General features: G+C 61.2%; 14 protein-coding genes and 1 riboswitch. Of the genes, 6 read left to right on the forward strand and 8 right to left on the reverse strand.

What is annotated here, in order from left to right; all coding sequences use genetic code 11:
• Positions 1 to 9 precede the first annotated feature (9 nt).
• Complete coding sequence (locus EDD75_RS08075) at positions 10 to 1,035, forward strand: mechanosensitive ion channel family protein (protein WP_123930835.1); 1,026 nt, start codon at positions 10 to 12, stop codon at positions 1,033 to 1,035.
• 90 nt (positions 1,036 to 1,125) lie between these two features.
• Here EDD75_RS08075 and EDD75_RS08080 read toward each other — a convergent pair whose 3' ends face one another.
• A complete protein-coding gene (locus EDD75_RS08080; RefSeq protein ID WP_123930838.1) occupies positions 1,126 to 1,455 on the reverse strand; it encodes an alpha/beta-type small acid-soluble spore protein in 330 nt (109 codons plus the stop codon).
• 245 nt (positions 1,456 to 1,700) lie between these two features.
• On the opposite strand from EDD75_RS08080, the gene EDD75_RS08085 reads away from it, so the two are divergent.
• Positions 1,701 to 3,416, forward strand: coding sequence for an FAD-dependent oxidoreductase (locus tag EDD75_RS08085; RefSeq protein WP_211328158.1), 1,716 nt, complete (start codon positions 1,701 to 1,703; stop codon positions 3,414 to 3,416).
• 38 nt (positions 3,417 to 3,454) lie between these two features.
• Here EDD75_RS08085 and EDD75_RS08090 read toward each other — a convergent pair whose 3' ends face one another.
• The 7 genes from EDD75_RS08090 to EDD75_RS08120 form a co-directional block, all read right to left on the reverse strand.
• A complete protein-coding gene (locus tag EDD75_RS08090; protein WP_123930841.1) occupies positions 3,455 to 4,375 on the reverse strand; it encodes a prenyltransferase/squalene oxidase repeat-containing protein in 921 nt (306 codons plus the stop codon).
• A gap of 44 nt (positions 4,376 to 4,419) precedes the next feature.
• Positions 4,420 to 5,592 carry an MFS transporter gene (locus EDD75_RS08095; protein WP_123930844.1) on the reverse strand — a complete coding sequence of 391 codons (1,173 nt, stop codon included), beginning with the start codon at positions 5,590 to 5,592 and terminating at the stop codon, positions 4,420 to 4,422.
• A complete protein-coding gene (locus EDD75_RS08100) occupies positions 5,585 to 5,983 on the reverse strand; it encodes a HEAT repeat domain-containing protein (protein ID WP_170157773.1) in 399 nt (132 codons plus the stop codon). The genes EDD75_RS08095 and EDD75_RS08100 overlap by 8 nt, the downstream gene beginning before the upstream one ends.
• Positions 5,984 to 6,018: 35 nt before the next feature.
• Positions 6,019 to 6,456: a universal stress protein gene (locus EDD75_RS08105; protein WP_170157774.1), complete on the reverse strand. Its 438-nt coding sequence runs from the start codon at positions 6,454 to 6,456 to the stop codon at positions 6,019 to 6,021.
• A 2-nt stretch (positions 6,457 to 6,458) separates the two neighbouring features.
• The gene (locus EDD75_RS08110; protein ID WP_123930852.1) at positions 6,459 to 7,649 is read right to left on the reverse strand and encodes a cation:proton antiporter; all 1,191 of its coding nucleotides are present in this window, start codon (positions 7,647 to 7,649) and stop codon (positions 6,459 to 6,461) included.
• A gap of 42 nt (positions 7,650 to 7,691) precedes the next feature.
• Positions 7,692 to 7,748: riboswitch (Fluoride riboswitch) on the reverse strand.
• Between the two features lie 118 nt (positions 7,749 to 7,866).
• On the reverse strand, positions 7,867 to 8,106 hold the full coding sequence (locus tag EDD75_RS08115) for an FmdB family zinc ribbon protein (RefSeq protein ID WP_123930855.1): 240 nt from the start codon (positions 8,104 to 8,106) through the stop codon (positions 7,867 to 7,869).
• Positions 8,107 to 8,121: 15 nt separating this feature from the next.
• The gene (locus tag EDD75_RS08120) at positions 8,122 to 9,060 is read right to left on the reverse strand and encodes a radical SAM protein (protein WP_123930858.1); all 939 of its coding nucleotides are present in this window, start codon (positions 9,058 to 9,060) and stop codon (positions 8,122 to 8,124) included.
• A gap of 340 nt (positions 9,061 to 9,400) precedes the next feature.
• Here EDD75_RS08120 and EDD75_RS08125 point away from each other — a divergent pair, with 340 nt between their 5' ends.
• The 4 genes from EDD75_RS08125 to EDD75_RS08140 all read left to right on the forward strand — a co-directional run bounded on the left by EDD75_RS08125 (position 9,401) and on the right by EDD75_RS08140 (position 12,393).
• Positions 9,401 to 9,640, forward strand: a complete 240-nt coding sequence (locus tag EDD75_RS08125) for a FeoA family protein (RefSeq protein WP_123930861.1) — start codon at positions 9,401 to 9,403, stop codon at positions 9,638 to 9,640.
• A gap of 1 nt (position 9,641) precedes the next feature.
• On the forward strand, positions 9,642 to 9,878 hold the full coding sequence (locus EDD75_RS08130; protein WP_123930864.1) for a FeoA family protein: 237 nt from the start codon (positions 9,642 to 9,644) through the stop codon (positions 9,876 to 9,878).
• Positions 9,879 to 9,934: 56 nt separating this feature from the next.
• Positions 9,935 to 12,004 carry a ferrous iron transport protein B gene (gene feoB, locus EDD75_RS08135; RefSeq protein WP_123930867.1) on the forward strand — a complete coding sequence of 690 codons (2,070 nt, stop codon included), beginning with the start codon at positions 9,935 to 9,937 and terminating at the stop codon, positions 12,002 to 12,004.
• 98 nt (positions 12,005 to 12,102) lie between these two features.
• The gene (locus tag EDD75_RS08140; RefSeq protein WP_123930870.1) at positions 12,103 to 12,393 is read left to right on the forward strand and encodes a DUF2325 domain-containing protein; all 291 of its coding nucleotides are present in this window, start codon (positions 12,103 to 12,105) and stop codon (positions 12,391 to 12,393) included.
• Positions 12,394 to 12,397 lie beyond the last annotated feature (4 nt).

Below are 12,397 nucleotides of genomic sequence, written 5' to 3' on the forward strand. Positions count from 1 at the left end.
GGGTTAAAGATGCTCCGGCCCCAGCTTTTAGTAACGATTGGGCTTATTCTCCTTTACCTTGCGGGAGCAGGAGTAGCCGCCTGGCTTCTAAGCCGGTTGGCGCGGGTTCTTCTGCTGCGGCTTACCCATGCCCTGCGCAGCGAGGTGGGGGAGCGGCTGGCGCTTATCTCGACCCGCCCGCTGGGGTTGGTTGGTTTTGTACTTTTTCTTTACGTGGGGCGGGCTTACCTCGCGGTGCGACCGGAGTACCGCACCGCTTCGTTTCTCCCCTACCTTGATCGCGTCAATTTCTTGCTCATCGTCTTTTTCCTTACCTTGTGGGTCGACCGGATTTTCGGTGTTCTCTTCGACTGGTACCTCCGGAGTCTCGCGAAGCACCCCTCTTTTGACCCCCAGTTCCTCTCCCTTTTCCGCTACGCGGGGCGGATTACCATCTACTTTGTGGCGGTAACGGTCGCCTTGGGGCACTTTGGGGTGAACTTGACGGGGTTCCTGGCAACAGCGGGCGTAGCTTCCCTCGCGATTGCTTTCGCCACCCAGGAAACCTTAAGCAACATGGTCGCGGGCGTTATCCTGATGCTCGACCGGCCCTTCCAGGTCGGCGACCGCATCGAGGTTTTAGGAACCCCCCTAATCGGGGACGTCATAGAGATCGGCACCCGCAGTACCAAGCTCCTCACGTTGGATAACACCGTAGCGGTTCTGGCGAACAAGGACCTCGTAGCCAGCCGGATCATTAATCACGCGCGGCCGGATCCTGGTGTCCGGGTCCGGGTTACCCTTGGCGTTCCCTATGCGGCTGATATCGGGCGCGTAAAAGAGGCGGTACGGGCCGTGATAGCCGAGCACCCGGCGGTTTTACCCGCACCGCCGCCGGCTGTGTACCTGACCGAGTTTACCGAAACCCAGGTGCGGCTAACGGGCATCTTTACGATTGCGGACCTTCGGGAAGCGGTGAAGGTCAAAGACGAAATAAATACCGCGATTATAGAGAGGTTGCAGACGGCAGGTGTTTTTCCCAGGCAGCCGTCTTGAGAGGGGTATTAAAAGCGTATTTCGCAGGTATATTAGAAAGCGCTGGGATTATTTACCTAGTTTAAAAAATTTTAAAGAAAAGCCGCGGGGTTACCGCGGCTGCGCCAAGTTTTGCTCGGCAAACTTGATCATCCGGCGGACCATGTTTCCCCCAATCTTGCCGCCGATGCGGCCGCCGACGGCGCCGCAGAGGCGGGCGGGGACATCGCCCCAGTAGCCTTCCCGGATGAAGCGGTCAAGGCCAAGCTCCCCGGCGACCTCGTACTTCATCCGCCGGAGTACCTCGCGGTAATTCTCGGGGGTGATCGCCGGGAAGCCGTAGGTGGGGTAGCCGAGCTCGTTGGCCACCTCGATTTTAAATAAGTCTAACGCGGAGGCTGCCTGCGGGACCAAAAGGCGCTTTTGCTTTTGGTTCGGCAAAAGTTTCACCTCCGTTTTTATTTTCCCCGCCACCTTGGAATGGAAATACAGGCCAATTTTTAAGTCTTGAAATATGCTTTTTCAGACAAATTTTGACAAAAGATTAAATTGGGTACGGAGCCACCTTTACACTAACCAGGGGCGCTTACTTACGGGAATCCTTGATGTATTTATAAGGTTCCAGCCCGGCCGGGGCCTTTTCCTTAACGGCGGTCCCTTGACTCTCCTCTACGGTAGGAGATACAATGGGCAGAAAAAGACGAATGGGGATGTTCCGGGACGTGAGCAGGATTGTCATTGTTGGTGGGGTAGCTTCAGGGCCGAAAGTAGCGGCCCGCGCCCGGCGACTGATGCCGGATGCAGAGATAACCATCATTGAGCGGGGCAGGTTTATTTCCTACGCGGGATGCGGTATGCCCTTTTACATTGCCGGCCAGGTCAAGGACTTCAACCAGTTGTTCACCACGCCGTACGGCGTCATCAGGGACGAGCAGTTTTTTGCCCGCGTAAAAGGGGTTAGGGTACTAACGCGTACCGAGGCCAGGGTGATCGACCGGCAAAAGAAAGAGGTAGTAGTGACTAACCTCGAAACCGGGGAAAACTATGCCCTTCCCTACGATAAGCTGGTGTTGGCTACCGGTTCAAACCCCGTTATACCTCCCATTCCCGGCCTCGAGTTAAAAGGGGTGCACCGTCTCAATCACCCTGAAGATGCTCTTAAGATCGTGGAGGATTTAGAAGGTGTCAGCGAAGCAGTGATCATCGGGGCAGGCCTTATCGGTATGGAGGCCGTGGACGCCCTGCGCAAGCGCAAGGTGTTTGTTTCCGTGGTGGAAATTAAGGATCAGGTGCTTCCGGGGGTTCTGGACCCGGAACTGGCGGCGGTGCTGGCAGCGCGCCTGGAGGAGCAAGGTGTGGAACTGCACCTGGGCGAAAAGGTGCTGCGCCTGGGAGGGGATGAAGAGGGCCGCGTGAGTCGGGTGGTAACCGACAGGGGAACCTTAGAGGCGCAGTTGGTAATCGTGGCTGTAGGTGTCCGCCCCAATGTAGAGCTGGCGCGAGCTGCTGGCCTGGAAATTGGCAAAACGGGCGCCATCTCCGTCAACGAGTACCTGCAGACCAGCGACCCCGACATTTACGCCCTCGGTGATTGCGTGGAAAATGTACATTTAATTTCCGGCGATAAGGTATACATTCCCCTAGCTTCTACGGCCAACCGCCAGGGAAGAGTAGTGGGCGATAACTTGGCGGGCATCCCGAGCCGCTTTAAGGGCGTGCTGGGTACCGCTGTACTGAAAGTGCTGGGCTTTAATATTGCCCGCACCGGCCTCGGTGAGTTCCAGGCCAGGGAGCTGGGCTACGACGTGGAGACGGTGGTTAACGCTACCCGCGACTGGGCCCACTATTACCCTGGCCATGACAACCTCCTCATCAAGCTAATTGTGGACAGGGCCACCCGCAGGCTGCTGGGCGCTCAGGCCATGGGCGGCGGCGAGGCGGTCAAGCGCATTGATGTGGCGGCTACAGTTCTTTACTTTGGCGGCACCGTGGATGACCTGGCCAGCGTGGATTTGGGCTATGCCCCGCCCTTCTCCACGCCCATTGATGCGGTACAGCACGCGGCCAACACCCTGCGCAACAAGCTCTCCGGCCTGGCCAAGACCATTACGGCGCACGAGTTAAAAGCCAGGATGGATGCTGGAGAGGACCTGGTACTGCTGGATGTGCGCATGCCTGCGCAGTTTAACGCCAAGTATATTGAGGATGAAAGAGTCATGCTGGTACCTTTAAACGAGCTGCGCCAGCGGATAGAAGAGGTACCGCGGGATAAGGAAGTTGTCGTCCTCTGCGCCATGGGCACGCGGGCCTGGGAGGCCCAGCGTATTTTGGAGGGCGCAGGCTACACTAACGTAAAGTTTTTAGAAGGCGGCCTGCAGGCCTGGCCGTGCGAGCTAGATTAAACCTAACATTAATCTTGGCAAGAGCGCTGAGCCTTCCATCACCTCTCATCGCGTTTCCTAAGAGGTGGGCGGTCTGCGAGAATGGAGTGCAGCGCGGCATCGACTCGCCTTATCCATCGGTAATGTGAACACCGACCGTTGGGTAACGCGCCCAAGCCGCAGAGGATCGCTACGGCGTGAAAGGTGTTGAGAATCGTCGGGATGGCGCAGGGGCTCGGGGAGCGGGCGAAGCCGCCGCGGGCGCGTTCGCACGCCATTACAAACTCGACAATCTTTCCGGGGACGGGCGGCCGGTGGCCCAGGCGCTGCAGCGTCGCTACTATGTAGTACCAGTGTTCGAGGAAACCGGGCTCCTGGCAGCAGAGGTCGTAGAGGTAGGCGCGGAGGGCAGCTCTGTCGGGCACGGGCTGCCCGAGCAGCGAGAGAATCGCCACGGCGTCGTGGATTGTGGCCAAGGACGGCAGCCCTCCCTTCGTCAGGGCGGCGGTCAGTTCCCTGGTAACGAAGGAGGCGCACGCCGCCGCCGCGAAAGGTGTTCCCAACCGCGTGAGGGCCGCTACTGCGTAAAGGGTGTTTTCCAAGCGCGAAGCCGCTTCCACCCATAGGGTTTGGGGTACCCAAAAGCCGCCCGCCGGTTCCTGGAGGGAACGCAGCTTTTCGCCGAGTGGCTGCCATGCCGGCGTGAGCTTACCGAGCAGGGCGAGAGTCTCTACGGCGTAGTAAATCGCCGGCGGGGTTGCCAGGGCATCGCGGTTAAAAAGCTCCTGAAAAAAGGCGGCCACCCCGTCCGGGTCGCGTGGGGCGGTACTGAGGCACCGCAGCGTCGCCACGGCGTAAAAGGTATCGTGCGGGCTTCCGGGCGGGATGCGGGCGAAGTAGTAGCCGCCGCCTGCCACCCGGCAGCTTTCGATGTAAGCGGCGGTCCGGTTAATCAGTTCGCGGGCTGCGGTAAGCGCCATAACCCGATCCCCCTTTCCGGTAAAGGCTTGCGGAAGAAGAGTTTTTACGGGCGCTCTCGCCCGCTGGGCGCTTGCGCCGGCCGGCGCAGGACCACGGCCAAGGCCGCGGCGGTTAAGACCCCCATCGCCCCGCCGAAATAGAAGGGTGCCGCGGGGCCGAGTATTTTCCAGAGCAAGCCGGCAAAAAGCGAAGCCGGGAGGAGCCCGATGCCCACCAGGGTGGCGTGCAGCCCGATGAGCGTGCCCCGCTGGTGCGCCGGGGCAATCGCGGCGACGAGGGCTTTCTCCACGCCTTCGGTGGCCGCCGAGTAGAGGCCGTAAGCGGCGAAGAGCGGCCACAGGGTTTCCGGCTGCCGGGCGAGGGCGAAGCCCAAGTAAACCAAGCCGTAGGTAAGGTAACCCCATACCAGAAGGCGCCGCCGGCCGACCCGGTCGGAGAGGCGCCCTGCCGGATAGGCGAGAAGGCCGTAGACGCCTACATAAACAAGATATAGGAGGAGCACGTCCCGCACCGGGAAGCCCAGGTTTTGCGCCCGCAGCAGCAGGAACTGGTTGGAGGAATTCCCGAGAGTGAAAAGAAAAACCACCGCCAGGAAGGCCTTGAGCCGCGGGTCGAGTTCGCGCCAGTTAAGGTTGAGACGCTGGGCGGTCCGGGAACGCCGGTCGCGCTTCTCCCGGACGAAGAAGAGCAAGAATACCCCGATGGCCGCGGGAATGACGGCGTAAAGAAAAACGGGGCGGAAATCGGCTGGCGCGTGCCGGAGGAGAAAGTAGGCCGCTGCCACTCCCGCGACGGCGCCGAAGGTGTCCATCGCCCGGTGCAGCCCGAAGGACAAGCCGTAGGCGCGCGGGTCGCTGGAATCGGCGATGAGGGCGTCCCGGGGCGCGGTGCGTACCCCCTTGCCGAAGCGGTCGGCTAAGCGCCCGCATAGAACCCAGCCCCAAGAGGTGGATAGGTAAAAAAGGCCCTTGCCGAGGGTGGAGAGGGCGTAACCGGTGATGGCGAGCGGTTTACGGCGGCCGAGGCGGTCGGACCAGTAACCCGAAAAAACTTTGAGCAGGCTGGCGGTGCTCTCCGCCAGACCCTCGATCACGCCGACGATGGCCGGGGTGGCGCCGAGCTGGACGGTGAGGAAAAGCGGCACCAGCGGGTAGACCATCTCGGAACTCACGTCGGTGAAGAAACTGACAAGGCCGAGCAGGATGATGTTAACCATCGCTTTTCTCTCCAGAAGAGGGTTTGTGGCAGTATTTTACCGCCACCCGCCGGACGGTGGCAAACCGGTGTTTGCGGGCGGCGCAAACCGCGGCCTCTGCCTCCGGCGTGCCGATCTGGCCCAGCGCTTCGCAGGCGGCAGCCGCCAGGTAGGGGTCTGGGCTTTCCTTTAGTTTAGCCGCGAGCGCGGGCACCGCGGCGGCTGCGCGCAACTTCCCCAGGAGATAGGCCGCCCGCAAGGCGGTCGCGGCTTCAGGCGCATCAAGGGCCCGGATAAGCTTTTCCGCGTAGCTGGCGCCGTCGTCCAGCGGCGCCCCGCAGTGGGGGCACGGGCCTCGCGCGCCGGCCGGGACTTCCCGCCAGCACTTTTGGCAGAAGTAGGTAAGCGGCACCGCGCTATTCCCTCCGGTAGCGGTGGCGCTGTTCCCTATGTGCCTAATTCCTTATCCCGGATGACCAGCACCGGGCAGGGCGCATGGTTGACCAGGTGGTTCGAGACGCTGCCCAAGAGATAACGCTTGACGCCGCTTAGCCCCCGCGCGCCGGTGACGATCAGGTCCGCCCCTGCGGCCGCGGCGAACTCCACCAGCCGCTCGCCGGTGTGGCCGTAAAGAACCTCCGATTTTAGCTCCACTCCTTTTTCCGCGGCTAGGAAAGCGGCCTGGCGGAGCGGCTGCTCGTAGTACTGGCGCGCGCGCTGGATATTTTCGTCCACCTCGTCGAGGGTGCCGGCGTATTCCGGCAGCCGCACTACGGAGACCGCGGTCACGGTAGCCCCAAATTTCTGCGCGATTTCCAGCGCGACCCGCAGTGCCGCAAAGGACTGGGGCGAGGCGTCGAAAGCCACGATGATTTTTTCAAACACCTTCATTTCCCTCCTTCACTTGCCCGCGGCGGCAAGGCTTCTTCTACGGGAGCAGTACCTACCGCCGGGATCTGTTCTTTTTTAACCTCCGGGTTAAAGAAAGCCTGGGCGATCAGCGTGGGAATAACCCCGCTTAGGATAACCACGGTGACCAGTACGGAATACTGCTGCTGGTCGATGTAGCCGTGGGTGAGGCCAAAGAGCGCGGATATCGTGCCGAAAGTGAGCCCTGTAGACATTAAAAGGGTCGTGTAAACCCCGTCGTTCTTGCCGAAACAGAAGGCGGCGGTGAGCGGCCAGACGCCGACGAGTTTGGCCGCCATTTTCACCGCTAACAGGATAACGACCAAGCCGAGCCCCGCCCACAGGGCCTTGAAGGAGACGAGCGCACCGGCCTTCAGGAAGTAGAAGGGCGTGAGGAAGGCGAAAGCCAGACCCCGCAGGCGGCGCACGAACTGTTTCTGCCCGGCGAGAACGGTGGCTACCACAAGCCCTACCAGGTAAGCCGGCAGCACCGCTTCGCTGTTCGCTTTAACGGCCAAGGCGCCCAGGCCAAAAAGAACCAGAAAGAAAAACTTTGTTTCCGGTTCACTCACCCGGTCGGCCAGGGCGGCAAAGACCTTCCGGGAAAGAGGCGCAAGCAGTGGGAGGACTATCGCCAGGGCCAGCGCGAAGGCGAGCAGCCAGAGGTTATAGTGGGCGAAAAGGACGCCGAGCGCCGCTACCGTACCGAGATCGGTGATGAAGCAGGCGGCCAGAATGATCTTGCCGAGTTCGGTCTGGTTGAGCCCGGTTTCCACCATCACCGCGTAAACGATCGCTACCGAGGTGGTAGAGAGGGCGATCCCGGCAATCTTTGCGCCTGCCAGGTTCCAACCGGCCACGTAGTAAGCATAGGCCATCGCCGCCAGGAAGGGCAGGAGAAAACTAACGAACCCGATGGAGAGACTTTCCTTCCAGCGTTGTTTGAGTACCGCCGGTTCCACCTCAGCACCGGCTAGAAAAGTGAGGACCACGCTGCCGACGGCGGCCAAAGCGTTGATCCAGGGCGTAGGGTGGACGCCTAAGAAGTTTCCCCCCAGAGCGCCGACGAAGATCTCAACCATCGCCACGGAGATGCCGAGCCGGATTGAGATCAACGAGGCCAAAAAAGCCAAGCCCATCCATACCGTTGCCTGCAGCCACAAATCCATGGTTTCTCCCCCCGTTTTTGGAAAATAAAATGACCCCCGGTAAAAGACCCAGGGGTCATCAGCATCCCGCGTTAGGCGAACCCCATCGCCAGTGTTACGAAGGAGTTACCTTTACGTAACACTGAGGACAATTTTATCCGGCGGCCAGGGGGCGTGTCAAGGGTTTAGCGGCGATTTTGTCGGGAGATTTTAAGAGCCTACTTTTGCCCGTTTCGGGTCAGCTCTTCCGGCAGCCGCCCCCGGTAGTGCACGGGGGCGTGGTGCACCGCTCTTCCCGGCCGCAGCACGTCCGCCCACCGGGCCGGCTGCCGCTTTTCGCCACGTGGGGCGCAGGGAAAAGCCTTTGGAGTTCTTTGCTCCCGCAGCGCGGGCAGCTCTGGGGCGGAGTGTCTCCTTGGTTCAGGCGTGCCTCCCAAACGTGCCCGCACTTTTGGCACCGGTAATCATAGGTGGGCAATCTTCTTCCCTCCTTTTAGTGAGACTGGCCAGCCGGCAGGTAATAGATGATGCCAGCCTGCTTTTGGGATTTGATTTTTCCGGTAGCGAGAAGTTCCTGGACTCGCTTTGCCGCTTCGGCGGGGTGAATCCCCAGCCCGGCGGCGATTTCCTCCAGAGTGACGGGGCGCCGCGCAAGGACATTCAGGAGCTCGTCCTCTTGGGGCCAGGCTTTTTCGCTAACGGTGGCCTCGCGGTGCGGCGCAATTACGACTGCATTTTTGCCGAGGCCAGCGGCGAGACGACGCAATTCGTTTTCCGGCACGGCAAAGGCAAACTCCTCCGCGGGCGGGCGGGTTACGGTGTTGACCTGGATTTTGTCCGGTTTTATCTTCGCTATCCACCCGGCCAACTTGCGGACCTCGCTTTCGATGGCGGTGACGCCGCCAAGCAGGAAGACCTCGAGCCAAAGCGCTCCCCGGTATTCTTCCCGGAAGCGGATCAGGCCTTCGACCATCTGGTGGAAGTTGAGGGCGGGATGGGGCCGGTTCACGTAATTAAAAAGGTCGGCGTCCCCGGCGTCGAGGGACGGCAGCACCACATCCGCCCGCAGGAGGGCTTGCCGCACCTCCGCCTGGTAGAGGAGTGAGCCGTTGGTCAGCACGGCCACCGGGATCCGGGTCATTTTCTTCAGTCCGGCGATGACTGCCTCGATCTCGCTGTAGAGCGTCGGCTCGCCCGAACCGGAAAGCGTAATGTAATCGGGCGGCGGTCCGGCGGCGAGTTTCGCCTCCACCTCGCGTAGCACCGCTGCCACCGGGAAAAACGCCTGCCGCTCAAGCGTTTTGCGGGTGGTTCGGCCGAGCTGGCAATAGATGCAGTCGTAGGTGCAGGTTTTAAACGGCACCAGGTCCACGCCGAGCGATTTGCCCAGCCGGCGGGAGAAAACGGGACCGAAAATATGCTGGTATTTCATGGGTAATCCCCTCCCCGAGCGGCAGGGAAAGCGGCCGGTTTGCCCGCTAACAGCGGAACGGTCACTGCTGGTGCGGCAACGGGGGTGGCTCCTGCCCCCGGGCCTTCCTGCCAGCCGCTACACAAAATTATGAGCGTAAGTCCGTTACCATAGTAATGTTTTTATGTATGCTGTGTCAACTATTTGTAGCGGGAAAAACGCTGATTTTACGACGGTAGTGCGGCCAAATAGCTTCAGGTGCCGCTTGCAGACACGGCTCTACTGCGGCATAATCTGATTAGTTAGGATGCACTAACTTCTTTAGATTGACCTTACTTATCTGGTTAGGAGTGATGGCGTGATGGTACCAGTTAGTCAAGCGTTAAGTGAGCTTCCGGTAGGTGCAGGGGGTAAGATAGTGCGGCTAGAGGCTACCGGGAGCCTGCGGCAGCGGCTGCTCGCTATGGGCGTGGTCCCGGGGCGGGAGGTAGCGGTTACCGCGGTGGCGCCCTTAGGTGACCCGATCGCGGTGCAGGTAAAGGGGCATCCCCTGACGCTCCGGAAGAGCGAAGCGGCGAAGGTGTTTGTGGAGGTGAAGTGAGGTGGCCCCACTACCGTTGCGGTTGCTGTTGGCCGGGGAGGAGGGGATTGTCCGGGCGATCGGTGGGGGAAAGGAGCTATACGCCCGGCTGGCCGCGCTGGGCTTCGTCCCGGGCAAGAAGGTGCGCGTTGTGCAGAACCAGATGTGCGGGCCGCTGATCGTCTCTTTAGGCGCGGGGCGCGTGGCTCTTGGTCGGGGCGTGGCGCAGCGGATTCTGGTAGAGAAGGTGCTCGGTTGAGGAGAGAATTTTTTACGCAAAGAGTTAGGTAAAACTAACAAAAGGAGGGCTTCAATATGGCAGCGGCGCGGACGGAAAAAGCGGCGTCGGGTGTGCCGGCGGGACAGGCCGCGAAAGCAAAGTTCAAGGAGGCAGCGCGGGTGACGGTAGCCTTAGCCGGTAACCCGAACGTAGGGAAAAGCTGCATCTTCAACAACCTTACGGGTGCGCGCCAGCACGTGGGCAACTGGCCCGGCGTAACGGTGGAGAAAAAAGAGGGGCAGATGCTTTATGCGGGCGAGGCGGTGCGGGTGGTGGACCTCCCGGGGGTTTACGGGTTAGGTGCCTTCAGCGAAGACGAGATCATCGCCCGCGACTACATCCTCGCGGGGGAGGCCGACGTGATCATCAATATCGTCGACGCCACGAACCTCGAGCGCAACCTCTACCTGACGGTCGAGCTTCTGGAGATGGGGGCAAACCTCGTCGTGGCTCTCAACCTTATGGACGAAGCGGCTGGCCGGGGGCTGAAGATTGACGTGCCGAAGTTAGGCGCGCTTCTGGGGGTGCCGGTGGTGCCGACAGTGGCGCCCAAGAAACAGGGGATGGAGGAATTGGTTGCTGCGGCGCTCAAGCGCGCGCGGGAGGGTTCCCCGCAGCCGCTGGCTGTTCCCTACGGCAGGGAGGTGGAGGCAGAGCTGGCACGGCTGGAAACGGCGCTTGCGGCGTACGCCGCGGCCGTCGCCGGGCTGCCCAGGCGGTGGGTGGCGGTGAAACTTTTGGAAGGGGACGAGTTGGTCCGGCGGCGCTTTGAGCGGTACCCCGCGCTTTTAAAACTGGTCGAGGAGAGCGCCGCGCGCCTGGCGGCGTTGACGGGCGAGGACGCGGCGGCGCTGGTGGCGGAAGGCCGGTACGGGTTCATCGCCGGGCTGGTGCGGGAGACGGTCAGCCGGCAGAAGACGGCGGCCGAGAAGCTTACCCTATCGGACAAGATCGACCAGGTCGTGACCCACCGCCTGCTCGGAATCCCTATTTTCTTGGGGGCGATGTGGCTCCTCTTTAAGTTCACCTTCGCCTTAGGTGGTCCCCTCGTTGGTTATACCGAGGCCTTTTTCGAGTGGCTCGGTGGCCGGGCAGCGGCCATTCCCAACCCGGTCCTGGCCTCGCTGGTGAAAGACGGGATCATCGGGGGCGTGGGTTCGGTCCTGGTTTTTATCCCGCCGATCTTCCTCCTCTTTTTGGGGCTTTCTTTTCTTGAGGATAGCGGCTATATGGCGCGGGCGGCTTACGTGATGGACCGGCTCATGCACGCTTTAGGCCTGCACGGGAAGTCTTTCATCCCGCTTCTAATTGGCTTCGGCTGCAACGTTCCCGCCATCATGGCCACCCGCACGCTCGAGAACCGGCGGGACCGGTTGATCACGCTTCTCGTTGCGCCGCTGATGTCGTGCGCGGCGCGCCTGCCGGTCTACGTCCTCTTCGCCGGGGCGTTTTTTGGCGCGCGGCAGGGGCTGGTGGTTTTCTCCCTCTACCTTTTGGGCATCATCCTGGCGGTCCTGATGGGGATGCTTTTCAAGGTTACCCTCTTTAAAGGGGAGCAGGCACCCTTCGTGATGGAACTGCCGCCTTACCGCTTGCCCACCTTTAAGGGGACGCTCATCCACATGTGGGAGCGGGGGGCCGCCTTCGTTAAAAAGGCCGGGACGGTTATCTTTGGCGTGGTGGTGCTGGTCTGGCTGCTCTCAAACGTCCCGTGGGGCGCGCCCGTAGAGCAAAGTGTCATAGCGCGCCTTGGCCACCTGCTGGCCCCTATCTACGCCCCGTGCGGCTTTGGCCACTGGGAAGCGGCGGTGGCGCTCTTCTTCGGCATCCTGGCGAAGGAGGCCGTAGTGGGGACGCTGGGAACGGTCTACGGGGTTGAGGAGGCTGGTTTGCAAGCCGCCGTCCAGCACCACTTCACCCCGCTTGCGGCCTACGCCTTTATGGCGCTGACGCTCTTATACATCCCCTGCGTGGCGACGATCGGGGCGATCCGAAGGGAGGCCGGCTGGGGTTGGGCGGCCTTCGCCACGGCTTACACCTTAGCTCTCGGGTGGCTGGTGGCCTGCCTGATCTTCCAGGTGGGCCGGCTGTTGGGTCTTGGCTAGCGCTTAACGGTAGATTTCCCTTGGGTGGCCGGGCTACAGCGCCCGGCCCCCTTGAATCCCTAAAAGTTAGGAGAACCTAACTAAAGGAGGTAATCGGGATGAGAATCCTGATTGTCGGCGGTGACCGGCTGGGTAATATCCCGGAGCGGCTCCGGGCGCTCGGCTTCAAAGCCACCGAGCACGTTACGGGGCGAAAAAAAAGGGAAGTGGGTATCTGCATCTCTAAGCGGCACGCGGTAGTCCTGGTGCTGACCGATTATGTAAACCACCAGCTCGTGGCGGCGCTAAAGAGAGAGGCGAGGCGGCAAAAGAAACGGATCATTTTCGCGCCCCGGGCGTGGTCGGAAATTGCCCCGGCTCTGCAAAGGGCGATGGGCGCGGGGCGGTAGGCCG

The organism is Thermodesulfitimonas autotrophica (assembly GCF_003815015.1).
GTDB classification, from domain to species: Bacteria; Bacillota; Desulfotomaculia; order Desulfotomaculales; family Ammonificaceae; genus Thermodesulfitimonas; species Thermodesulfitimonas autotrophica.